20 protein-coding genes are annotated in these 23,718 nt (G+C 36.9%); 8 read left to right on the top strand and 12 right to left on the bottom strand.

Going from position 1 to position 23,718, the window contains the following annotated elements:
* Positions 1-46: 46 nt before the first annotated feature.
* A complete protein-coding gene (locus WG904_RS17860) occupies positions 47-430 on the bottom strand; it encodes a response regulator (protein ID WP_339580709.1) in 384 nt (127 codons plus the stop codon).
* A 256-nt stretch (positions 431-686) separates the two neighbouring features.
* Positions 687-3,398 (bottom strand): DUF5695 domain-containing protein, encoded by a 2,712-nt coding sequence (locus WG904_RS17855; protein ID WP_339580708.1) that lies wholly within the window; start codon positions 3,396-3,398, stop codon positions 687-689.
* 225 nt (positions 3,399-3,623) lie between these two features.
* Between WG904_RS17855 and WG904_RS17850 the strand changes: the two genes are divergently transcribed.
* The 3 genes from WG904_RS17850 to WG904_RS17840 all read left to right on the top strand — a co-directional run bounded on the left by WG904_RS17850 (position 3,624) and on the right by WG904_RS17840 (position 6,730).
* Positions 3,624-4,211: a DUF4142 domain-containing protein gene (locus WG904_RS17850; protein ID WP_339580707.1), complete on the top strand. Its 588-nt coding sequence runs from the start codon at positions 3,624-3,626 to the stop codon at positions 4,209-4,211.
* Between the two features lie 119 nt (positions 4,212-4,330).
* A complete protein-coding gene (locus WG904_RS17845) occupies positions 4,331-4,879 on the top strand; it encodes a hypothetical protein (RefSeq protein WP_339580706.1) in 549 nt (182 codons plus the stop codon).
* 33 nt (positions 4,880-4,912) lie between these two features.
* A complete protein-coding gene (locus tag WG904_RS17840; protein WP_339580705.1) occupies positions 4,913-6,730 on the top strand; it encodes an ABC transporter ATP-binding protein in 1,818 nt (605 codons plus the stop codon).
* A 541-nt stretch (positions 6,731-7,271) separates the two neighbouring features.
* Here WG904_RS17840 and WG904_RS17835 read toward each other — a convergent pair.
* Positions 7,272-8,579 (bottom strand): sensor histidine kinase, encoded by a 1,308-nt coding sequence (locus WG904_RS17835; protein WP_339580704.1) that lies wholly within the window; start codon positions 8,577-8,579, stop codon positions 7,272-7,274.
* A gap of 77 nt (positions 8,580-8,656) precedes the next feature.
* Here WG904_RS17835 and asnS point away from each other — a divergent pair, with 77 nt between their 5' ends.
* Positions 8,657-10,093, top strand: coding sequence for an asparagine--tRNA ligase (gene asnS, locus WG904_RS17830; RefSeq protein WP_339580703.1), 1,437 nt, complete (start codon positions 8,657-8,659; stop codon positions 10,091-10,093).
* Positions 10,094-10,317: 224 nt separating this feature from the next.
* On the opposite strand, the gene WG904_RS17825 is transcribed toward asnS, so the two are convergent.
* Positions 10,318-11,958: an FMN-binding glutamate synthase family protein gene (locus WG904_RS17825; RefSeq protein ID WP_339580702.1), complete on the bottom strand. Its 1,641-nt coding sequence runs from the start codon at positions 11,956-11,958 to the stop codon at positions 10,318-10,320.
* A gap of 91 nt (positions 11,959-12,049) precedes the next feature.
* On the opposite strand from WG904_RS17825, the gene WG904_RS17820 reads away from it, so the two are divergent.
* Entirely contained in the window at positions 12,050-12,670 is a 621-nt protein-coding gene (locus WG904_RS17820; protein WP_339580701.1) for an L-threonylcarbamoyladenylate synthase, read from the top strand.
* A gap of 107 nt (positions 12,671-12,777) precedes the next feature.
* Positions 12,778-13,941: a Na+/H+ antiporter NhaA gene (nhaA, locus tag WG904_RS17815; protein ID WP_339580700.1), complete on the top strand. Its 1,164-nt coding sequence runs from the start codon at positions 12,778-12,780 to the stop codon at positions 13,939-13,941.
* Between the two features lie 4 nt (positions 13,942-13,945).
* Here the strand turns inward: nhaA and trpA are convergent, their stop codons facing one another.
* From trpA to trpD, 4 genes are all read right to left on the bottom strand, one after another.
* Entirely contained in the window at positions 13,946-14,713 is a 768-nt protein-coding gene (gene trpA / locus WG904_RS17810; protein ID WP_339580699.1) for a tryptophan synthase subunit alpha, read from the bottom strand.
* Between the two features lie 15 nt (positions 14,714-14,728).
* Complete coding sequence (gene trpB, locus WG904_RS17805; protein WP_339580698.1) at positions 14,729-15,910, bottom strand: tryptophan synthase subunit beta; 1,182 nt, start codon at positions 15,908-15,910, stop codon at positions 14,729-14,731.
* Between the two features lie 16 nt (positions 15,911-15,926).
* Entirely contained in the window at positions 15,927-16,547 is a 621-nt protein-coding gene (locus WG904_RS17800) for a phosphoribosylanthranilate isomerase (RefSeq protein WP_339580697.1), read from the bottom strand.
* A 90-nt stretch (positions 16,548-16,637) separates the two neighbouring features.
* Positions 16,638-17,627, bottom strand: a complete 990-nt coding sequence (gene trpD, locus WG904_RS17795; RefSeq protein WP_339580696.1) for an anthranilate phosphoribosyltransferase — start codon at positions 17,625-17,627, stop codon at positions 16,638-16,640.
* Positions 17,628-17,823: 196 nt separating this feature from the next.
* On the opposite strand from trpD, the gene WG904_RS17790 reads away from it, so the two are divergent.
* Complete coding sequence (locus WG904_RS17790; protein WP_339580695.1) at positions 17,824-18,765, top strand: ion channel; 942 nt, start codon at positions 17,824-17,826, stop codon at positions 18,763-18,765.
* Positions 18,766-18,779: 14 nt separating this feature from the next.
* Here the strand turns inward: WG904_RS17790 and WG904_RS17785 are convergent, their stop codons facing one another.
* The 4 genes from WG904_RS17785 to recR all read right to left on the bottom strand — a co-directional run bounded on the left by WG904_RS17785 (position 18,780) and on the right by recR (position 21,984).
* Positions 18,780-19,622, bottom strand: a complete 843-nt coding sequence (locus WG904_RS17785; RefSeq protein ID WP_339580694.1) for an alpha/beta hydrolase — start codon at positions 19,620-19,622, stop codon at positions 18,780-18,782.
* A gap of 81 nt (positions 19,623-19,703) precedes the next feature.
* Positions 19,704-20,519 carry an SDR family oxidoreductase gene (locus WG904_RS17780; RefSeq protein ID WP_339580948.1) on the bottom strand — a complete coding sequence of 272 codons (816 nt, stop codon included), beginning with the start codon at positions 20,517-20,519 and terminating at the stop codon, positions 19,704-19,706.
* Positions 20,509-21,276 (bottom strand): PI-PLC domain-containing protein, encoded by a 768-nt coding sequence (locus tag WG904_RS17775; protein WP_339580693.1) that lies wholly within the window; start codon positions 21,274-21,276, stop codon positions 20,509-20,511. Before WG904_RS17775 ends, WG904_RS17780 begins: the two co-directional genes overlap by 11 nt.
* Before the next feature lie 90 nt (positions 21,277-21,366).
* Positions 21,367-21,984, bottom strand: coding sequence for a recombination mediator RecR (recR, locus tag WG904_RS17770; RefSeq protein ID WP_339580692.1), 618 nt, complete (start codon positions 21,982-21,984; stop codon positions 21,367-21,369).
* 133 nt (positions 21,985-22,117) lie between these two features.
* On the opposite strand from recR, the gene WG904_RS17765 reads away from it, so the two are divergent.
* A complete protein-coding gene (locus WG904_RS17765) occupies positions 22,118-23,626 on the top strand; it encodes a sodium:solute symporter (protein ID WP_339580691.1) in 1,509 nt (502 codons plus the stop codon).
* Positions 23,627-23,718 lie beyond the last annotated feature (92 nt).

Below are 23,718 nucleotides of genomic sequence, written 5' to 3'. Positions count from 1 at the left end.
CCAACTTTAGTCGGGGCTGAGTTATGATTGCGTAATTCTATGTCAATTAAAGTACTAAGGAGTGTCTGTGTAGCGGTTTGGCAACTAATTTGATAACATGAGGATCTGATCGCATTCTTTCAATATCAGCTTTTGCTTCAGATGCGGTAACTACTACAATTCTACATCTTTCTTTCACTTCATCAGCGTATTCTTTAAACCGTTGCAAGAAATCGAAACCATTCATTACAGGCATATCTAAATCAAGAAATATCAAGGATGGTAGCGATTCTGGGGAATTTGCATGTAGCGCAAGGTAGTTTAATGCGTCATTAGCACTTTTCATAACAATAATGTCGCCCTGCTCGTGATTCAATTTAAGGATATATTCCGTTATCAATTGATCTATTGGGTTATCGTCAACAATCATTACCTTATTTTTGTACTCCATCGCTTCCGAACGTGCTTTTACACGCTAACCTATCTCTCAAATAGAAAGCCAAAAGCATATAAAGAATAACCAACGAGTTAAATAGCCCCAAACAAATTGGCTTTGAGATTTACAAACCAAGTTTTAACTGAGAATAAAAACGTTATTTTTCAAGGTAAACTAACCTAAAAAATAAAATTTCGTGGACATTTTTACTCATAATTGGGGGAAAATTCTACACAATGGGGAAAAAATGCTCATTTAATACTTAATTTTCCTATTTTGTTAGTAACACTTTAATCGCTTCTTTCCCTAAAGGAATTACAAAAGCTTCCCTTTCTAACTTAAAGCTTGCTTTTGTTTTAAATTTTCCTTTACTCATATCATTTTGATCGATATGCAAATACGCATTGGGCGTAAACGCATCATCAGCATTTAAAGTTATCTCTACAGTTTGCTTTAACGAATCGTAAGCAACCGAATTAAATGTACCTGCATCTAAAGTGAGCCATAATCCTAACGGCGCTATAAATACTTTAGATTTAGCCGCCGTAGTAATTTTCACTTCAACTAAATTCGTCTTTTGCATTAAATTACCACCAAAAGCTAACCAGCCATAGGCCTTATCGTTAACAATATAAGTTGCCGAGTTTACTGTATAGCCATAAAAGTTAGGTCCATAATCGCCCGAAAGCCCATCTATTTGCAAGGTAGATGGAAAGGAATGAAAAGCTGCCGGGCCAAAACCATCTTCGGTGATGTTCGATATTGCCCCCATTAAACCACCATAGCCAACCCGCAAAAGATATAAATCTGCTGGGCTATGTCGATATGCCGTTAATACTGGAATAGCGTTTAAGCCCGAACCGTAATGATGAAGTTGGCGCTCTATCCTAGATAATTTGCCACCATATAAAAAATCCCAATACCTTCTAGCACTGCCATTATAGCCCCAATGTGGAACCGTAGGCATATACCCTAAAATAGCGTTCAAGGTTACATCGGCCTTATCTTGATAGCCAAAATAGGCCGACCACAGGTACACCTCTTCTTGCCCTGTACTGTCCCACGGCATTTCGCTTCCAAAGGGATAGTTTAAACTGCGCCAATGATCGGCTCGCTTTTTCATGGTTTTCTCTAACTCCGTAGCCATTTGCACCAAACCTTCTGCTTTTAAATCTTTTAGAATATATAGAAACACAGAACCTTCCATTTGTCCGAACTGCGCATAGTAAGGTGCTTTATTTACCATAGCCATAGTGGTTTGAAAAGCATTTTCTAAATACCATTTCCAGTCTTTTTGAGTAACCAAATTAGTATGGTAGCGCGCAAGGCGATACAATACCCAATGTGCTGCAGCAACGTGTGGATAGTTATACGAACGCCCCAAAGAATTTGCTTCTTTTTTTGGCCATGCACTCCAAGTTTTAAAGTTAATAGTAGCATTGTATGTACCTTCGGGCATTTCCTTTGGTTCATAGTAGAACAAACTTTTGCGAACACCGTATTTAGACGAATCTGCTGCATTGCTTTGTAACTTACCCCACATGGTTTCGACTGCAAATTGCTCCATTTTTTGCACTTCAGCTTTATCGGGTTGGATGAGTTGTTTCATCATAGCACCCAACCAGCTTCCAGAACCGCCTTCATCACCCAAACCGGCAATCCATGCACGTCTATCTTGTGTTACTTGTGTTTTGGTATCGTAGTCGTAACTAATTACTGAAGGTGCGCGATGAAAGGGATCATTTGCATCATCAAACCATTGCTTAGTGGTTAAAAAATGACCAAAATCGCTTAGCAATTTGCTTTCTGGTTTAATGATTTTGTATTGGATGGTTTGCAGAAGTCCATCGGCATACACAACGGTAAGCCTTGCTCTTCCCCAAACATTCCCTTTTACTTGATATACCTTAGTACCATTTTTTAAAGCTTGCAAAGCTTTAAGACTTAAGGCATGTTCGGGATAAACTGTAATCGACTGAACAGCTTTTGAATAGTTTAGGAACAATTTTGCATCCACATCTTGTGGAATTACATACCCAGGAATCCCTACCGCAACCGGTCTTTTTTGAGCGGCTAATTCTTGCTCAATCCCCTTAACGTTAGGTGCAAGTATAAATTTTAGTCCAAAACTTCGCTTCTCACCTGCCTTAAAGATAATTGTGTTGGGCTTGTTCCAAGGTTGGGCATTTTTCCAATCACTTTCTGCGTGTGCTTTGGTTAACGGCATCCATTCATAAAATCCCTCGAAAGTTATGCTGCGTGGCGAAGGGTCGTCGAGTAATGGACTATAGCCCTCAAATGGTGTTTTTCCAAGTGGAACTACCAATAGAGCAGGCCCTTTTCCGCTTAATCGTGTTACCTGAAGATAACCTGCATCCATGCCAATGTAAGGATCATAAAATACATTGTGCTTATGTGCTGAATCGAGCGACTGACCGTCTAAAATATTGTTAAAAATTAAGGGGATACCCAACGAACCTATTTCAACATTCACATTGCTGGTATTGATAAGTTCGAAACGTAAAGCCAAATTGCCGTTATCGAGTTCCCAATACCGTTTAATGGTAAGCGGAATATCAGCAGGCAAGGTATTTGCTAAATTTGCGGCTGCTAAAATCTTTCCGCCAGTTGGCAATTCGGTAATTGGCGCTCTTTTACTTGCCGTACTGTACTTCTTCCACTCATTCTCGCCCTGTAGTCTTATCCTCAGCGTGATATCGCCTAAATGATAAAAACCATCGCTACTTCTCTTTTGTAAAAATTGTATTGGCGAAAAATCGAAACTCCGATCGGTCTTTGGGCACAATGATTTTAAGGTCTGAGACGACTTTAGCAATTGAATCGAAAAGGCGGTAGATTGTAAACTAATCGTTCCTTTGTCTATCCCTAAGGTAGATGGCCTTTTGGCAAGATTGTCCCATGGCGATTGTGCAAAAGCCGTAGTACAAAATAATAGGAGTAAAAACAGCGTCGATTTTTTCATAGTACGCAAGTTGTAAAAAAACACCTCAAATAGCTAAGATGGTGAAAAAAATTAAAGGATTAGGTAATTTTTAGCTGAATAAATTAAAACATTCAGCTCCATAAACTGTTATCTCCACAAATTAAAAATTTAAACCACTTATCGTGAAACCATCATGAGTTCACATTAAAAAATAGACAAAACTCATGATAGCTTCATAACCTTTAAAAATTAAATTATTTTACCATGAAAAAATTAGGATTTCTATGTATGATTGCGCTTGCCGCATTTTCATTCCAAAGCTGTAACAGCGAAAACAAAGATTCCAAAGAAACTGCCGACAGTTTAAATGAATCGAAAGACACCACTACAAATGTAGCCGCAACAGGTGGCATTGCAGTTATAGAAGCCGATGCAGAATTTGCCACAAAATCTGCAGCAGCTGGCATGGCCGAAGTAGAATTGGGCAAATTGGCACTTACAAAAGCTACCAATTCACAAGTTAAAGAATTTGCCAGTATGATGGTAAGCGATCATGGCAAAGCTAACGAAGAGCTAATGGCTATTGCAACCGCTAAAAATATTACCTTACCCGCTTCATTAGACGAAGATCATCAGAAAATGTGGGATGAGTTAAACGCTAAAACTGGAACAGACTTCGACAAAAAATATGTAGACGATATGGTTAATGGCCATAAAAAAGTAGTAGACTTGATGGAAAAACAAGCTAAAGATGGTGAAGATGCAGATTTGAAAGCATTTGCAGCGAAAACTGCCCCTATTGTAAAAGCACATTTAGATGCCATTAAAAAAATACAGGATTCGTTGAAATAGGTTCGCTAATCGCTATTATCCTCCAGCTATAATGTATAGCTGGAGGATTTTTTTTTAATAATACGTCCATAATTCCTGGTTCCACAAATAGTATTGTACCTTTGCAAAAAATATAAATAATGAGCAACATCACTCCTTCTCCGTTATTAATTCAAGTAGTAAACATTGTTAAAAATGTAATCAGCGATCTCAAAGTTGAATATACTTCTCCAACAATAGCACACCTAAAAGATGGGAATGACAGTATTTATCTAGAACAGCGATTTGATAAAAGTGGTAATTCTGAGATACTCTCCATAAACGATGCAAAAGAAATTATCTTCAGTGAAGATCTACTGCCTGTGCTGAAAGATTTGAATCAAAACGCTACCATTTTAATTAACGATCTGGATGTAGAAACACGCCTTGTGCTAGAAACCGCAAAAGATGCTTTCGACCAGCTTAGTAGTAGTTATGAATTTGTAAAAATAACAGAAAAACAACTAACTAAAGTTAAATCAGACTTTAAATTCGAAAATCATCGTTTTGAAGTGATGATAACAAATGAACTAAATCATATCGTTGTAGAGGCTAGCTTTTCTTCAAAAATTGATCCTTCAGTCAAAAAAATAATTGAAGCAGATACGTTTAAGGTACAACAATCTATTGGTCATATATTTAAAGCATAAAATTGCTGAGCACAAATTCATGACTAACTCTCAATGGCACGACAACGATTAAACAGCGGTAATGAAGCAAGCATAGATTTGCCAAAAGCAAAGTTAAATAGAGAAACCTTAACCCATGTTGCACGGCTACTTAGATATCTTAAACCCTATCGCTTTAAATTCATTGCAGCGCTTTTCTTCCTGTTTTTATCGAGCTTAGTTGGGCTTGCCTTCCCATCATTTATTGGCGGACTTATCGATACTGCACAAGGGAAGCATACCAGTAGCTATTTACCTGGCACTATACAGGGCATATTAACATTGGCATTTGTGGTATTGGCTGTGCAGGCTATGGTATCTTATTTTCGTATACTTTGGTTTGTTAATGTGGCAGAGCGCTCATTGGCAGATATAAGGCGAGACACTTACTTCAAGTTAATTACCCTACCCATGAATTTCTTTTCTAACCGAAGGGTGGGAGAACTCAATAGCCGTATATCTGCAGATTTATCGCAGGTACAAGATACACTTACCACCACCATCGCAGAGATTATCAGGCAGGCTGTTTTACTTGTGGGAGGTATTATTTTTATGGCCATTATTTCTAAAAAATTGGTAATTGCACTTCTCATGGTACTGCCCCTCCTTATTGTATTTGCGGTATTCTTTGGGCGATTTATCAGAAAAATCTCACGCCAAGCGCAGGATAAAATGGCCGAATCGAATACCATAGTAGAAGAAACCTTGCAGGGCATTGCGAATGTAAAAGCTTTTGTGAACGAATCTTTCGAAGCCAAGCGTTATAGCAATACCATTCGTGATGTTGCCAATATTGCTGTTCGAGGCGCAAAATTTAGGGGCATGTTTGTATCATTTATTGTATTGTGCGTTTTTGGTGGCGTGCTTGGTGTAGTAGGTTATGGTTGCGTGCTGGTAAGTAGGCACGAAATTACGTTTGGCGAACTATTGAAATTCTCCCTATATGCTATGTTTTTAGGGAGTTCCCTTGGTAGTTTTCCCGAATTGTTTGCCAACGTACAAAAAACAGTAGGCGCTAGCGAACGCGTACTCGAAATATTGGCCGAACCAGGCGAAGAAATATCGACTAACGAGAAAGACGATAACATTATTCAAAAAATAGAAGGTAATCTGTCTTTTCGAAACATTAACTTCGCTTATCCTTCGCGACCAGAGTTAGAAATATTACGCAACGTTTCTTTCGAAGCCAAAGTGGGTCAAAAAGTGGCTATTGTTGGACCAAGCGGGTCGGGGAAATCGACTATGGCTACGTTGATCTTACAGTTTTATCATCCGCAAAGCGGAGAGATTTTGTTCGATGGTAAATCGGCAAGCTCCTATTCCCTTACCGATATCCGCAATCAGGTAGCTATTGTGCCTCAAGACGTAATGCTATTTGGGGGTACTATCTTAGAAAATATCGCCTACGGCAAATTAAGTGCTACAAAAGGAGAAATTATCAAAGCTGCACAGCGCGCAAATGCACATCAATTTATTTCTTCATTTCCTGAAGCATACGAAACCGTAGTAGGCGAACGCGGGGTTAAATTATCTGGCGGTCAACGCCAGCGTATTGCTATTGCGAGAGCATTGCTAAAAAATCCATCCATACTGATTTTAGATGAAGCTACGTCTTCTTTAGATTCAGAATCAGAACGTTTAGTACAAGAGGCACTTGAAGAATTAATGAAGGGTCGTACATCAATTATTATTGCACACCGATTATCTACCATCCGTGAAGCCGATAATATAATCGTACTCGAGAAAGGTCAGATTATAGAATCAGGAAATCACTTAGAATTGATAGGTAATCAAGAGGGTCTATATCGATATTTGAGTAGGTTACAGCAATAGCTCTTGTTCGACTAATGTTAAAATACGTGTTTTGAATTTAGAAAATTAAAAAAAGACCAGTCGAATTCGGCTGGTCTTTTAGTTTAGGTTGGTTTAGTTTTATAATTAGCGTAGTCTTGTTCTTTTTTGAGAATAATTTATTCTTCTTTGTTTAATTTTTTAATGAAAAAGCTCTGGCCATCCAACCAGAGCTTTAATCAAACCAAATATAAATGTACTTTTTTGTATGAACATGACAAATATATATAATTTTTTATAAAAAATAAATAATTTCAATAATATTTTTAATTTTATTGAAAAATAAATGAATTTTCTCTCAAAATAACTATCAAATAAGAAAATGAAACGATTTTTTATTAAAAATTTACGATAAAAATTGATTGTTTTAGTATTTTTTCAAAAAAACTTAAATAATACTTGATATTTTATGAAAAAAATCAAATAAACACCTAATAAATCAATAAAAAATACAAAATCTATCAGAAAATTAAGATGAAATGAGATATTTTTCAAATTTTAACACAAAAAAGATAAAATTATCTTAACTCAGTTTAAAAGAAAGATAAAAGGATGAACCTTCACCTAATTTACTTTCGAAACCTATTTTTCCTCCCTGTAAATCGGTAAATTCTTTACAAAGCAACAACCCTACCCCTACGCCTCTTTCGTTATTGGTGCCATATGTTGATGCTGCTTTTAACTGAAACAATTTTTCTTGTTGCTTGGGATCAATCCCCAAACCATTATCTTTAACAACAATATGGCATTCTGAATCTTTCTTTGTCGCCGAGATACGAACCAATCCCCCACTTGACGTAAACTTAATCGCATTATTAACCAAATTCCTCAATACGAGTTCAAACATATTTTTATCTGCAATTATAGCTAAATCATCATCGCAAGCGATCTCAAAATTCACCCCCTTTTTTAGCGATAGATTTCTTTCAATACTTAAGCCACTAATTAGGGCATTTTTAACCTTTAAGGAAATTAATTCTGCATGCGTTCCCTCCATCTGCGTTTTAGACCACGACAGCACATTTGTTAACATAGCAGAAGTATCTTTTGTAATCTCGAGCAAGCGTTTCTTTAAAATTTTCCTTTCATCTTCGTCCAATTCTGACATGGAAAGCAGTTCCAAATAACTTTGAATCGAATTTAAAGGCGTACGAAGATCATGCGTTACGATAGAAAACAATTTATCTTTTTCAGAATTTAACCGTTCGAGTTCAAGTTTTTGGTTTTCTATAGCAATATTTCGATCAAGAACTGCTTTCTTCTCGGTGTCGTAATTCTTTCTTATATAATTAATGGTAAAATAAATAAGTAAAACGGCAACAAAATAGGTAATTGCAAAATCTATGGCCTTACTCAAATTACTATCATAGACGTTTTTGGCAAGTTCGGGATAAAGATACTCCAATACCAATAAGGTAAATACCGAAATCAAGTTAAGTGTTACCCAAATCTTAAATTGATTTTTTGGAATAATGGTAACCACTAAAAATAAGGCCAACAAAAACAACAACAAATTTGGCCCAAAAATTCCCGAATTAAAAAAATAATTAACTACAAATAAAAGGTTGCAGACAAAACAAAATAGCTGGATTCCAATAGATGATTTTCGTTTAAATCGCGATAGGTAGTACAGATAGGCTGAAAAAAAAACACCAAAAATACATAGGCTTGCTGGCACCATTAATCCTATAATTAGATTAAAAGGAACCTCAAAACACATGGTAACAAAGGCAATAATGCAAACGGTATTAAAAATCCGCTCTTCAAGCGAAAAAAGTTCAGGTTCTCCTACTAACCTTTTCCCATTAATTTCTTTTCCGAAAATTTGCATAAACAAACTTAATGATATTTTACAGGTTTTTAGGTTAAAATCCTTATTTTTGCACCCCTTATAAAAGCTATTGCAGGATGATAAAGAGAGAAAAAATTAAAGACTTATTAGAATCTACAGTATTTAACAAAGAAGTAACGGTTATGGGTTGGGTGCGCACGTTTCGCAACAATCAATTTATCGCCTTAAACGATGGCTCTTGCATGGGCAATATCCAAGTGGTGGTAGATTTCACCAATACGCCCGAAGAATTGTTAAAACGTATTACCACAGGCGCAGCACTAAACGTAAGAGGCATTATTGTTGAGTCAATAGGTAAAGGGCAAAAGGTAGATATTAAAGCCTCTTCAATTGAGATATTGGGCGATAGCAATCCTGAACAATACCCCATACAACCTAAAAAGCATAGTTTGGAGTTCTTAAGAGAAAATGCGCATTTGCGTTTTAGAACAAATACGTTTAATGCTGTATTTAAAGTTCGTCATGCTTTAGCCTTTGCTATCCACAAGTTTTATAATGATCGCGGTTTTGTATGCATGCACACACCAATTATAACCGCTAGCGACGCCGAAGGTGCCGGTGAAATGTTCAAAGTAACCACGTTAGAATTCGACAAAACCCCAAGAACAGAAGATGGAAAAATAGATTTTTCGGAAGATTTCTTTGGTCGTGCCACTAACTTAACCGTTTCGGGTCAGCTAGAAGGCGAATTAGCCGCCACTGCATTTGGACAGATTTATACTTTCGGACCAACTTTCAGAGCAGAAAATTCAAACACAACTCGCCATTTAGCCGAATTTTGGATGATTGAACCTGAAGTTGCTTTTGCCGATATTGAAGATAATATGCAGTTGGCCGAAGACATGATGAAATACATCATTAACTACGCCATTGAGAACTGCAAAGACGAGTTAACCTTTTTAAATGACCGTTTAGTAGAGGAAGAAAAACAAAAACCACAACAAGAACGCAGTGAATTATCATTAATCGAAAAACTTAACTTCTGTTTAGCTAACGATTTTGAACGTTTAACCTATACCGAAGCGATACAAATCTTAAAACATTCGAAACCAAATCAGAAGAAACAGTTTAAATACCTTATTGATGAATGGGGGGCAGATTTACAATCTGAACATGAACGCTATTTAGTCGAAAAGCATTTTAAAAAACCAGTAATCTTAACCGATTACCCGAAAGACATCAAATCATTTTATATGCGAATGAACGAAGATGGCAAAACGGTAGCGGCTATGGATGTGCTATTTCCTGGGATAGGCGAGATGATTGGGGGTTCACAGCGTGAAGAACGATTGGATAAGTTAACCAAACGCATGGAAGAAATGAATATCCCGCAAGAAGAACTGTGGTGGTATTTAGACACCCGTCGCTTTGGATCAGTACCACATGCCGGTTTTGGCTTGGGTTTTGAACGATTAGTGTTGTTCGTTACTGGTATGACTAACATTAGAGACGTAATTGCTTTCCCAAGATTTCCGAAGAACGCTGAATTTTAGGTAATTCATAACCACAGAGATCTTAAAGTATTCACAGAGAAACGGGGGAGTGTAGGCAATACGCACACTTAAACTGCAAAGATCGCTGAGGGCGTACAGACAATCGTTTTAACTATTTATTTTGATGGTAACTCACACCCAACTTTGCGACCTTGGCGCCCTTTGCCGTTAAAATAATTTACTCCGCGTGCTCTGCGAAAGCTCTATCTCCTCTGTGTTAAAAACTAAACAGAATGCGCGCTTGCCGCTTGATAATCGACTGCCGAAACACGGTAATCTGTTGGCGCAAAGCTTGCGGATGTACTCAATGCCATCCCCAATTCGAACTGTGATGGATAAGGGCTTTGCAATAAACTTCCCTCCGGAATATAAGGATAGGTTTCTAAGTAAGATTGCATCACATTCTGTGTCATCCGCCTATTAATGTACGCTCGTGTAAGTTGGTAAGGGTGTCGCAATCCTGCCGCTCCTAGCAATTCTACCGCACTTTGAACCGTTAATCGGTGAAAATTGAAAACGCGTACCGTTTTATCTTCAACCACTAAACCCTTCATTAAACTTTGATCTTGCGTAGCTACACCGGTTGGACAGGTATTACTATTACATTCGAGCGCCTGAATACAGCCTAAAGCAAACATCATCCCTCTTGCCGAGTTACATAAATCGGCACCTAAGGCAATATTTTTAACCAAATCGAAACCCGACGATATTTTACCCGAAGCAATAATTTTAATATATTTCTTTAATCCAAAACCTGTGAGTACATCGTGTACAAATGCCACTCCTTCTCTCAAAGGCATACCTACAGCATTCGAAAATTCTTGTGGCGCAGCCCCTGTACCGCCTTCTCCTCCATCGACGGTAATAAAATCTACATAAATACCGCTTTCTACCATGGCTTTGCAAATAGCAAAAAATTCACTCCTTCTGCCAATGCATAATTTAAACCCAATAGGCTTGCCGTTTGACAGTTCTCTAAGTTTTTTCACAAAAGCCATCATTTCTAAGGGAGTAGAAAAAGCAGTGTGTGCTGGAGGAGAAATTACATCAAAACCTTCTTTTACCAAACGAATGCGAGCAATTTCTGGGGTAACTTTACTTGCAGGTAAAATACCTCCGTGACCGGGTTTAGCTCCTTGTGATAACTTAATTTCGATCATCTTTACATTTTCTGTTTGCGATCGACTAGCAAAGGCTTCATAATTAAATGAACCATCGTGATGTCTGCAACCAAAATACCCAGTTCCAATCTGCCAAATCAAATCGCCCCCAGGTCCATTATGGTAATCGCTAATGCCACCTTCGCCAGTATTATGTGCAAAGCCTCCCATTTTCGCGCCCCCATTTAAGGCTAAAATAGCATTCTGACTAAGCGATCCAAAACTCATAGCAGATACGTTATATATGCTGGCCGAATAGGGTTGCGTGCATTCTGGACCACCAACTGTAACACGTGGATTAACTTCTAATTCGTGGTGACTAACTGCAGCTATGCTATGGCTTAACCATTCGTATCCATTTTCATAAACGTCTAGCTGTGTTCCAAATGGAATAGTATCGTTTTCTTTCTTAGCACGTTGGTAAATTAGGGAACGGTTCAATCTACTGAACGGCTTGCCATTGGTATCGCTTTCTACAAAATACTGATACACTTTCGGCCTTAATTCCTCCATAAAATACCTAAGCCTGCCAAAAACCGGATAATTCCGAACTATACTATGCTTTGGTTGATATAAATCGTAAACACCCAAAATTACAAAAGGACCTGTAAAAATAAACGACCACCACAATGGCGGATACAATAATCCCAGCATTATAGTGAGGGCGACTAAAAAGGCGGCAATGGCAACGAAAGCTTTTCTCATAATTAATGTTTAGCTTCAAGGTGTACTCAAAAATAATAAAAGAAGCGCATTAAAACTAAACAACTTACCCCCGATTTTGTTATTTTTGAGTATGTTAATCAAGATTTATCCAGAAAACCCGAATCCAAGAGCCATAGATCAAGTTGTAGAAATCTTGAAAAAGGGGGGATTGATCATTTATCCAACCGATACGGTGTATGGTTTGGGTTGCGACATCACCAATCAGAAAGCAATCGAAAAAATCTGTCGTATTCGCGGCATAAAACCAGAAAAAGCAAACTTTTCTTTCATTTGCTCCGATTTAAGGCATATTTCCGATTTTATTAAACCCATAGATACCACTGTATTTAGGGTGTTGAAAAAAGCCTTGCCTGGCCCCTTTACTTTTATTTTTAATGCCAATAACAATGTACCTAAACTATTAAGTTCGAATAAAAAAACAGTGGGCATAAGAGTTCCCGATAACGAAATTGCTCGATCTATTGTGGAAGCACTGGGAAACCCTATAATTTCTACCTCCATTAAAGACGACGACGAAATGATCGAATATTCTACCGACCCAGAATTAATTTACGAAAAGTACCAAGAACAAGTAGATGCTGTAATTGATGGTGGTTATGGCGATAATGAACCCTCTACGGTAGTGGATTGCACCACAGGAGAATTTGAAATTATACGTGAAGGAAAAGGGGATTTAGCAGAATTTCTATAGGTGTTTTTTTATCCGCGGATGCGTTGATTAATAAGTTAAATGTTAATTTTGTATAGTATGCATACTGACCTAAATCTGCATATCTGTAGCAAATATTAAGCAAATAAATGGCAAAAAAGATTAACCTCTCTATTTTTAAAAAATTCTTTCAATCAGGTAAAATTGGCGGCATCTTCCTTTTAATTTGTGTTTGTATTTCATTATGGATTGCAAATTCGAGCCATAAGCTGGATTATATTGAGTTTTTAGCACACAACATTGGAATTAACGTTGCCGGTATTCATTTAACTTACAGCATTTCTACATGGATTAACGACGGATTAATGGCCATTTTTTTCCTTTTAGTGGGTTTAGAAATTAAAAGAGAATTAATAGAAGGCGAATTATCGAGTATAAAAAATGCGTCCTTACCCGTATTGGCTGCATTGGGAGGGATGATTATTCCTGCAATAATTTATTTCCTTTTCAACAAAGGTGAAGATACCGCTTCGGGCTGGGGAATTCCGATGGCTACCGATATTGCTTTTGCTTTAGCTATTATTGCCATATTAGGGAAAAATGTACCTGGCTCATTAAAGATATTCTTAGCTGCCTTAGCTATTGCCGACGATTTAGGAGCAATTATAGTGATTGCCATCTTTTATACAGCTCAAATTTATTGGAATTATTTTTTAATGGCTGGAGTGGTTTTCGCATTACTTCTTGCCTTAAATTACTTTAAAGTTAAAAATTTATGGTTTTATTTAATACCAGGATTATTTTTATGGTATTTTGTTCACCATTCGGGAATACATGCTACCATTGCAGGCGTTTTATTAGCCTTTACGATCCCAACAAATGATACAGCAATCGAATCACCCCTGGAGAAATTAGAGCATTTTTTAACCGTTCCAGTAAATTATCTAATCATGCCTATTTTTGCATTGGCTAATACCAATATTACTTTCAAGAACGAGATGGTTGATGGGCTGGTTTCTCCTTTGGGGCTGGGTATTATAGCGGGATTATTTTTAGGTAAAACCCTTGGTGTTACCTTATTTTCGTGGTTTGCGGTTAAAATTAAGCTTGCGAAGCTACCCTCAGGTGCAAATTGGAAACATATTATTGGTGTAGGGATGTTAGCAGGAATAGGGTTTACCATGTCCATTTTCATCTCATTATTATCATTCAATAGTACCGATCATATTTTGGAAGCAAAATTTGCAATTTTATGTGCTTCGGCTATCGCTGGACTAAGTGGATTTTTGTTCTTGAAAATGATAAAGGGATAATGAGTTACCTAAACTCGCTCATAAACTCTTTTATACTAGCTTCTAACCTGTTTTCATCTAGATTTTTAACAAAAGCACTTCCAATAATAGCTCCGTTAGCATATTCATTTGCCGAATCGAAGGTTTTCCGATCTGAAATACCAAAACCAATCATCACTGGATTTTTTAAGTCCATAGCTTTGATACGTGCAAAATAAGTTCTCGCTTGAGCTGAAACATCTAAATCCTTTCCTGTAGTGGCTGCAGACGATAATAAATAAATGAATGCATTGCTCAATGCATCAATTTTTCTGATGCGTTCTTCAGAGGTTTGCGGGGTAACTAAAAAGATGTTACTAAGACCGTTTTCTGAGAAGTAGTTATGGTAAAGTTCTTCGTACTCGTACATCGGAAGATCTGGAATGATGCAACCATCCACTCCAACTTCTTTACATTTTTTACAAAAATCTTCAACCCCATACTGCAAAACCACATTTACATATCCCATTAATAAAATAGGGATGCTAACGGTTTTACGTAAATCCTTTAATTGTTCGAAAAGAATTTCTAGAGTCATTCCACTATCAAGCGCTTGCTTGCTACTGGCTTGAATTGTTGGTCCATCGGCAACAGGATCTGAGTACGGAAATCCGATTTCTATAAAATCTGCTCCAGCTTTTTCTAAAGCTTCAGCAATTTTTAATGTATCGGTTAAATTGGGATACCCTGCAGTATAATATATGGAAAGAAGATTTTTTCCTTGTTTTGCGAAGAGTTGTTGTAATCGGTTCATAGCTAAATCTCAAATCTATAAGTTAAAATGTTTCATATACGTTTCCATGTCTTTGTCGCCGCGGCCCGATAAACACACCACCACATTTTCGCCTGGGTTAAATTCCATATACTCTAAATACGCCAAGGCATGCGCACTTTCAATTGCAGGAATAATACCTTCCAATTGTGTTAATAATAAACCTGCTTCTAGCGATTCTTCATCTGTAATGGAAACATATTTTCCACGGCCAGTTTTAAACAAATGGGCGTGTTGTGGGCCGATACCAGGATAATCTAAACCAGCTGAAACTGAATGTGGTTCTACCACTTGCCCGTCTGACGTTTGCATTAAAATACTTCTACTTCCATGCAAAACACCTTCTTTACCTAAATTAGTTGTAGCTGCAGAGAAACCTGAATCTACTCCTTTTCCCGCAGCTTCGACAGCGATGAGCTTAACATTTTTATCGTCAATAAAATGATAAAACATTCCTATGGCATTGCTACCACCACCTACACAAGCCAAAACATAGTCGGGTTCGTCTTTTCCAGTATGCTCGATTAACTGCTTCTTAGTTTCTTCAGAAATAATGGATTGAAATAGGGCTACCATATCGGGATATGGGTGAGGACCTACCACAGAGCCTATGATATAATGTGTATCCACTGGATTATTAATCCAATCGCGCATGGCTTCGTTGGTCGCATCTTTTAATGTTTTACTGCCTGATGTAGCGGGAACAACCTTAGCCCCTAACATCTTCATTCGCGCAACGTTTGGGGCTTGGCGCTTAATGTCTACCTCGCCCATGTACACCACACATTCCAATCCACGTAATGCGCAAACGGTGGCCGTTGCCACACCATGCTGACCAGCTCCGGTTTCAGCGATAATCCGTTTCTTGCCCAAACGTTCGGCCAATAAAATCTGTCCGATTGTATTGTTGATTTTATGTGCACCAGTGTGGTTTAAATCTTCTCTTTTTAAGAAAATATTAGCCCCATATCTTTCAGATAGACGTTTAGCTAAATAAAGTGGCGATGGACGGCCTACGTAATCTTTTAACAAAGCCTTAAACTCTTGTTGAAAGCTATCTTCACGTATGATCGACAAATACTTTTGTCTTAATTCTTCCACATTAGGGTACAGCATTTCGGGAATGTATGCTCCCCCAAAATCGCCATAATATCCTTTTTCATTTACAAAATAGTTCATAATTATTGTTTTTGCTTCACGTCATTTCTACAAATTCCTTAATCCTTTTAACATCTTTTAATCCAGGCTCTAGCTCAAACTTGCTATTTATATCTACTGCGTACAACCTTTTGTCGCTTATTTCCTTTAGCTTTCCTATATGCTCTAAATCAATGCCGCCACTTAAAAAGTAAGGTTTATCTAGGGTATAATTTTCTAACACTCTCCAATCAAATACTTTACCTGAGCCACCATGTTGAGGGGTTTGTGTGTCGAATAAAAAATAATCAACTACATTTAAGTAGCTTACCAATTGAGAAAAATCAAAATCCTCTGTTATTCCAAATGCCTTAATTAGCTCTACTCCAGTTAATTTAATTTCTTTGCAGTATTCTGTATTTTCCTTGCCATGTAGTTGAACAGCTTTTAAGTTATATTTAAAAATGTAAGCCTTAACAGTTTCTATATCCTCACCCACAAAAACTCCAGTTGTTTTAATACTTGATGGAATATATTTTATTAACTCTGCAGAAACTTCGCTAATAAAACGTGGAGATTTAGGATAAAAAATGAAACCCAAATAATCAGGATGTAGTTCGGCTACAGCAGCAATATTAGCCGCATGTTTCATTCCACAAACTTTTAGCTTTAATTTCATATTGTTTTTACCATTCATCTATCTTTTTTACCATTAAATTAAGTTTATTAAGACAAAAAACTTCATTTTCTCAACTCCTAAAGTTTCAATTTAAACGTTTATCAATTCTGTAAAACTTCCTAATGCTCTTTTACTCAACAACGATTCTTCTGCTTCATAATAACAATCGGCAAATTCAACCTTCCCTTTAATGGTTTGTATAGCTATGGCTGCGTTAGTTAATACCACGTTTGTTTGCGCATCTGTGCCTTTTGCATTTAAAACGCTCATAAAAATCTCGGCAGAAGATTCTACTGTATTTCCACCCTGAATTTCTTGCTCGGTTATTTCTTCGAAACCCAAATCGGCTATTTTATTTAGTTGCTCACCATTTTTGCTAAACGTTTTAAAATCGCAGGTTAACGAAACTTCATCAAAGCCATCAACGGCATGGATAATGGTATAATTTTTATCCGTTTGTTGATATAAATAAGCATATAGACGAGCCAATTCTAAACTAAACACCCCTACAATCTGATTTTTCGGCTGCGCCGGATTCACCATTGGGCCCAGCATATTGAAAAAAGTTTTCACCCCCAGCTCCTTCCTAATGGGTGCTACCGTTTTCATTGCGGGATTAAATAAGGGTGCATGCAAAAAGCAAATTCCTGCTTGGTCTAAGCTCTTTTTCAATGTACTTTCATCGTTTGTAAACGTATAACCTAAGAACTCCATCACATTCGAAGAACCACAGCCAGACGACACCCCATAATTTCCATGCTTGGCTACTTTATATCCGGCACCCGCGACCACAAATGAAGCCAAAGTGGAAATATTGAAAGTATCCTTACCATCACCACCTGTTCCACAAAGATCAACGAGTTCAAATTCTGAAAAATCTATTTTTAAACATAAATCTAACATTGCATCACGAAAACCTTGCAATTCGTATACCGTAATATTACGCATTCCATACGCTGTAATAAAAGCGGCAATTTGTGAACTGTTAAACTCGCCAAGTGCAATAGCCGTTAAAATTCGTTGCGCTTCTTCACGGCTAAAGGTTTTATTTTCGAATAAGTGGTTTAAAATTTTCTTCATGAGTGTAAAACAAAAAAGGCTGCCTAAATAAGCAACCTTCTAAATATTTTTATAAAAAATAAGCACAAAAGAGGTTACATCACGCTATTGCGTTATGCCACCACCAGTTTTTATTTGTGTTTATCTGTATCATTCTGCCACAAATATGGAATAGTTTTTATTATTTGCAAAATCTTTCTTGAAATAATTTAGAAATATGGCATTTAATAGAAAAAAACAGCATGACGACGACGATTTAGGCTTTGGCAAACGGCCGATGGGAAAAGACCAAAGAATGATGAACCCCGATGGAACTTCGAATGTAAAGAGAATTGGCCTACCCTTTTTCCGTTCAGACGACACCTATAATTGGTTAATTTCGATGTCGTGGCGTAAGTTCATACTAATTATCCTTGCTTCATATCTAATCATCAATATTCTATTCGCATCCATTTATGTCCTGATTGGAATAGAAAACTTACGTGGTGCAGCTGGTATAACAACTAGAGATCATTTTTTTGATGCCTTTTTCTTCTCTGCACAAACCATCTCTACTGTAGGTTATGGCCATATTAGTCCGAATGGGTTTTTAACTAGTTGTGTAGCTGCTTTCGAGTCGATGTTAGGTTTATTGGCTTTTGCGCTAGCTACTGGATTATTATACGGTAGGTTTTCGAGACCCACAGCTAAAATTTTATACAGCAAAAACATGGTTGTAGCACCTTACAAAGGCATAACAGGCTTAATGTTCAGACTAGCCAATGCACGTAACAATCAATTGATTGAAATTGGAGTGCAAATGGTTTTTACCATAAATCAACTGGTAGATGGTAAAAAAACAAGAAGATTCTTCCCTTTAGAACTGGAACGAAATAAAATTGGCTTGTTAAGTTTAAGCTGGACGGTTGTACACCCGATTGATGAGAAAAGCCCACTATTTGGAATGAGCCATGAGGAAATGATTGAAGGAGAGACTGAAGTTTTAGTACTTCTGCAAGCTTTTGATGATACTTTTTCTCAAACTGTACATAGTAGGGCATCTTATTTAGACGATCATATACTCTTTCACTGTCGATTTGCCAGTCTTCTTTCTCAAGATGAGCAAGGCATAACTACGTTAGATTTATCAAAGATAAGCGCAGTAGAGGCAATAGCTTAAATTCTTGGGGGTGTTCAGGTTGTCTCCTTAAGAAAATCAACAATAATTTTGTACATTTTATTGCCTCCAAAAATAAGTTGACTAATCATGCCCACATGTTTTTTATCCTGAATTACCGCTAATTTTACAGTTACATTTTGTTCTTTTAACCTTTTATAAATTCGCTCAGTTTGAATTTGTATGGCTTCGTATGTTTTGCTTCCATAAAACAACAAATGAGGGTTATTTACATTTTTGATGTAAAATAATGGCGAACCCGCTTGCCATATTTTAGGATCTGGACTAAAGGTTCTTAAAAAATCGAAATAATTATCGTCTTTTTCTGCTTTTGTTAAATATTCTTCCATATCCAAACCAAAAGCATCATCTAAAATCACTCCTTTTATTGGATTATCTATATTCACCGCTTTAAAATACTCCATATCCGAGTTAATGAGTTCACATAAATGTCCACCGGCCGAATGGCCCATTAAAAAAATACGACTCGGATTGCCTCCATAATTCGAAATACTATCCCTAACCCATTTTACCGCTTGAGCACTAGCCAAAGCCATTTCTTTATAGGTAGCATTTGGGGCTAATGGGTAATTAATAACAGCCGTTACGATATTCTTTTTTGCTAAATTTCTTCCTAACCACCAATAGGTTTCCTTCTTGCCACTACTCCATGAACCGCCATGAATAAAGATAATGACGTCTTGATTTTGAAGATTGTCTTTTTTGTGATAGATATTTAACGTGTTATCTATGCTATTGGTCGCCGCATAATTAATATTTTTAACCACTCGAACCTGAGCATATCCAGAAAAAATCTGTCCTAAAAAAGCAAAAATCATAAAAGCAGTTCTAAAACTCATATTTTATTTAACATAGAAACATAATACACCTAATTTTCTGCACCCTGTCTTGATACTTCCTACTAAATCCCTGAATACTTACTACTTTATCAAGGCATTCTTTTCTTTAGCAAATAATTCAAAAACCTTTTTATCGGTAAATGCAGGAAACAATTTATTCATCCAAACGGCTAATTTGCCTTGCCTTGTCATAATTAATGTACGTTTGCGATTAACGATCCCATCACTAATACGGGTTGCAACCTCTTCGGCGGTCATCATTTTACCTTCCTCCATACTGGTTTCGCCATGCGCTGCACCATCCTTAGCTAAGGCAGCAACCCGAATATTCGAGGTGGTAAAACCTGGGCATGCCACCATTACATGTACGCCTGTTCTTAGTAATTCTGTTCGTAACGCTTCCATAAATCCATTCATTGCAAATTTTGATGAGGAATAACCCGTTCTTCCAGGCAAACCTCTATAGCCTGCTATGGAAGATACGGCAACAATGCTACCTTTGGTTTTTAAAATTTCTGGCAAAGCATATTTAGTACAATACACCGTTCCCCAAAAATTAACATCCATTAAATTCTTGAGTACAGCTAAATCTAAATCCTTAAATAGCGCACGCATGGATAAACCCGCGTTGTTAATTAAAATATCAACTTTACCAAAAGTTGCAACGGCCTGCTTAACCAATACTTCACAATCTATTTCCTTACTAACATCAGTTTGCACAGCAAGTGCTTTAATTGCATATTTTGCTTCTAAGTTAGCTGTGATTTCGCATAAGGTAACATATTGCCTAGCGGCTAAAACCAAGTTTGCGCCACGCTGTGCCAATTCTTCGGCCAATGCCTTACCTATGCCCGATGAGGCGCCTGTTATGATGATGGTTTTATCTTTAACGTTCATTCTGGAAATATTTCTTACTTTCTTCAATTTTATCAGTGTTAATGATATCTGCACCTAATTCAACTAACTGTTCCCAACAGGCTTCAGTATCAGGTGCTCCCCAAAATCGAATGGGTTTATTAAGTTTATGCGCCTGGGCAATCAGTTTTTTTAACTTCTCTTTATCCTCTTTTGGAATTTCTCCTACACCTTTCCATTTCGAATAGGTAGCAAAATTATCGCTTATCATTGTAATTCGCTTTAAATCCTTTTTTGCATAGCTGATGTTCGGCAGTCCATCAAAAAATAACCATTTTGGATAAGTAGAAAAGGTAGAATGATCTGGTCTCGAACCACTGATTACGATTTGAACACCTAATTTTTGTGCATCCCGATTAAATATATTTCCATATTTTTCAATTTCTTTCTTCAATGAAGGGTAAATTGCATTCCAGCTTTCCTTCACATCAATCATTAAACTAAACGTATATTTTTCATCAGTATATAATTTGGTCTTATGCGTTTTAAAAGACGCAGCAATCGGCTTTAAATAAAGTTTATAAAGAGTATTTGCAGCATTAATTTCCTTTTTACTATGCGCCACTACAATTGAATCACCTACAAGAAAAACATCAGCTTCCATCTCATCCACCTTGTTGTTATAAGCAGTAAAGAAAGGTTTCTGCTGAACATAATCGTTATGGGAATGAATTTTAACCTGAGCAAAAGTACTTCCCCAAATCATTAATCCTAAAGCAATACCAATTCGTGTTTTCATATGTAGATAATATTGTTTTCAATTGTCATATGGAATACGCTTTGTATCTTCATTTGTGTTTGTGCATTTCGGCACATGGCTATTTCATACTTATTTTAAAATTGAACTTTCATAAGGTACGCGCGTAATGATCGACCTACCCAAGGTTACCTCATCTGCATATTCCAATTCGCCACCAAAGGCTATCCCCCTAGCGATAGTGCTAATAGGAATTTGGAAATCCTTTAAACGCTTATGAAGATAGAAAAGTGTAGTATCGCCCTCCATCGTAGCACTTAAAGCTAAAATAATTTCTTTAACTGGAGTTGTTGCCACTCGTTGCACTAAACTATCAATGCTTAAGTCAGACGGACCAATACCGTCCATCGGCGAAATTAATCCACCTAAAACATGATACACACCAAAAAATTGATTGGTGTTTTCAATAGCCATTACATCGCGGGTATCTTCTACTACACAAATTAATTCCTTGTCTCTTTTTGTTGCTGCACAAATACTGCAAGTGGTATGGTCTGAAATATTATGGCAAACAGTGCAATGCTTAATATTCTGTTTCAGTTTAATGAGTGTATTTCCAAATTGCGACACCTCTTCCTGATCCTTATTTAGTAAATGTAAAACTAACCTAAGTGCAGTTTTTTGCCCCACACCAGGTAATTTAGAGAATTCGTGTACCGCATCTTCGAGCAGCTTGGAAGAAAAATTCATTTTACGAAATTAAGGAAAAAAGTTGATTTCTTAAGTATTTAGACCATAGCTAATAGTCAAAACTCAATTTATTTTTAGCACAAATAATCGATTTAAAGAGTATTTTCTTACATTTAAAAACTAAATATACTTTATGAGTCCAGCAATACTTTTATCCTTTTTGATCGGCTACTTCGCCATTTTAATTATCATTGCCTTCGCAACATCAAAAAAATCGTCTAATAATTCTACTTTCTTTTTGGCCAATCGCAACTCTAAATGGTATTTGGTTGCTTTCGGGATGATTGGAACAGCCTTATCTGGGGTAACATTTATATCTGTACCGGGAGAAGTTGGCGCTCCCTCTGGAAATCAGTTTCAATATTTCCAGTTTGTATTGGGTAATGCAATAGGCTTTATTATAATCGCAACGGTATTACTGCCGCTTTATTACCGAATGAAGTTGACCTCGATCTATAGTTACATTGAGCAACGTCTGGGTTTTTATAGCTACAAAACTGCAGCTTCCATCTTTCTAATCAGTAGAACCATAGGCTCAGCTTTTCGTCTCTACCTGGTCGTTATTGTTTTACAACGTTTTATTTTCGATTCGTACAACATACCATTTTGGGCAACAGTTCTTATTTCTTTAACATTAATCTGGTCATACACATTTAAAGGAGGCTTAAAAACCATTATCATTACAGATACCTTACAAACGTTTTTCTTGGTACTATCTGTGTTTTTAACCATTTATTTTATTTGCAACAGCTTAGACCTCAGCATTCCGCAGGCTTTCGAAACGATTAAAAATAGTGGGTATTCGAAAATCTTCTTCTACGAAGATTTCTTAACTAATGGTTTTCATGTGAGTAAGGCTTTACTTGGTGGCATTTTCGTAACTATTGCGATGACGGGTTTAGATCAAGATTTAATGCAGAAAAACCTAAGTATGGGCACCATTAAAGAAGCTCAAAAAAATATGTTTACGTTTACCGGAGTATTTGTAATCTTAAATATCTTTTTCTTAAGCGTAGGTGCATTATTATATGTTTTTGCGAGTAAAAACGGTATCGAGATTCCTTTAGATCACCTTACAGGAAAACCGCGAACCGACTTTTTATTTCCTGAAATTGCTTTAAATCATTTAGCAACCATACCAGCAATTGTGTTTATGCTAGGTTTAACTGCAGCAACATTTGCCACTACCGATAGTGCCTTAACGGCATTAACCACTTCATTTTGTGTAGATTTTTTGGGCATGGCAAAAAAGGAAAACCTTGATAATAAAAATGCGGTTAAAACGAGGCACACTGTACATGTTGTCTTTTCTATATTGATGTTTTTAGTAATCATCTTGTTTAATGCAGTTAACGACCAGTCGGTTGTAACAGGAATTTTTAAGGTGGCGTCTTATACCTACGGACCACTTTTAGGGTTGTATAGTTTCGGACTATTTGTTAGAAATAGAGGGGTAAATGACAGATTAGTTCCTTTAATTTGTGTACTCTCTCCGGCGTTATGTTTCATCCTAGCTGCAAATTCTACTACCTTATTGGGTGGATATGTATTTAGTGTAGAACTGATTTTGGTAAATGGTTTGATTACCTTTGCAGGCTTATTGCTGATTAGCAAAAAAACCGATCAACAGACTAAATTTTAATATAAAACACGGCGTCATCTCGAATGAGGAACGAGGAGAAATCTGTGAAGAAATAACGTTATAGATCTCTCCTATCGTCGAGAGGACGACAC

The organism is Pedobacter anseongensis (assembly GCF_037482965.1).
Taxonomy (GTDB): Bacteria; Bacteroidota; Bacteroidia; order Sphingobacteriales; family Sphingobacteriaceae; genus Pedobacter; species Pedobacter anseongensis.
The sequence above is the reverse complement of the archived record's forward strand: the minus strand, read 5'-3'. Positions and strand labels throughout refer to the sequence as shown.

Bases quoted from the DNA above. Each gene is read 5' to 3' on its own strand.
- WG904_RS17860 (WP_339580709.1), bottom strand. From the start codon at position 430: ATGGAGTACAAAAATAAGGTAATGATTGTTGACGATAACCCAATAGAT.
- WG904_RS17855 (WP_339580708.1), bottom strand. From the start codon at position 3,398: ATGAAAAAATCGACGCTGTTTTTACTCCTATTATTTTGTACTACGGCT.
- WG904_RS17850 (WP_339580707.1), top strand. From the start codon at position 3,624: ATGAAAAAATTAGGATTTCTATGTATGATTGCGCTTGCCGCATTTTCA.
- WG904_RS17845 (WP_339580706.1), top strand. From the start codon at position 4,331: ATGAGCAACATCACTCCTTCTCCGTTATTAATTCAAGTAGTAAACATT.
- WG904_RS17840 (WP_339580705.1), top strand. From the start codon at position 4,913: ATGGCACGACAACGATTAAACAGCGGTAATGAAGCAAGCATAGATTTG.
- WG904_RS17835 (WP_339580704.1), bottom strand. From the start codon at position 8,579: ATGCAAATTTTCGGAAAAGAAATTAATGGGAAAAGGTTAGTAGGAGAA.
- asnS (WP_339580703.1), top strand. From the start codon at position 8,657: ATGATAAAGAGAGAAAAAATTAAAGACTTATTAGAATCTACAGTATTT.
- WG904_RS17825 (WP_339580702.1), bottom strand. From the start codon at position 11,958: ATGAGAAAAGCTTTCGTTGCCATTGCCGCCTTTTTAGTCGCCCTCACT.
- WG904_RS17820 (WP_339580701.1), top strand. From the start codon at position 12,050: ATGTTAATCAAGATTTATCCAGAAAACCCGAATCCAAGAGCCATAGAT.
- nhaA (WP_339580700.1), top strand. From the start codon at position 12,778: ATGGCAAAAAAGATTAACCTCTCTATTTTTAAAAAATTCTTTCAATCA.
- trpA (WP_339580699.1), bottom strand. From the start codon at position 14,713: ATGAACCGATTACAACAACTCTTCGCAAAACAAGGAAAAAATCTTCTT.
- trpB (WP_339580698.1), bottom strand. From the start codon at position 15,910: ATGAACTATTTTGTAAATGAAAAAGGATATTATGGCGATTTTGGGGGA.
- WG904_RS17800 (WP_339580697.1), bottom strand. From the start codon at position 16,547: ATGAAATTAAAGCTAAAAGTTTGTGGAATGAAACATGCGGCTAATATT.
- trpD (WP_339580696.1), bottom strand. From the start codon at position 17,627: ATGAAGAAAATTTTAAACCACTTATTCGAAAATAAAACCTTTAGCCGT.
- WG904_RS17790 (WP_339580695.1), top strand. From the start codon at position 17,824: ATGGCATTTAATAGAAAAAAACAGCATGACGACGACGATTTAGGCTTT.
- WG904_RS17785 (WP_339580694.1), bottom strand. From the start codon at position 19,622: ATGAGTTTTAGAACTGCTTTTATGATTTTTGCTTTTTTAGGACAGATT.
- WG904_RS17780 (WP_339580948.1), bottom strand. From the start codon at position 20,519: ATGAACGTTAAAGATAAAACCATCATCATAACAGGCGCCTCATCGGGC.
- WG904_RS17775 (WP_339580693.1), bottom strand. From the start codon at position 21,276: ATGAAAACACGAATTGGTATTGCTTTAGGATTAATGATTTGGGGAAGT.
- recR (WP_339580692.1), bottom strand. From the start codon at position 21,984: ATGAATTTTTCTTCCAAGCTGCTCGAAGATGCGGTACACGAATTCTCT.
- WG904_RS17765 (WP_339580691.1), top strand. From the start codon at position 22,118: ATGAGTCCAGCAATACTTTTATCCTTTTTGATCGGCTACTTCGCCATT.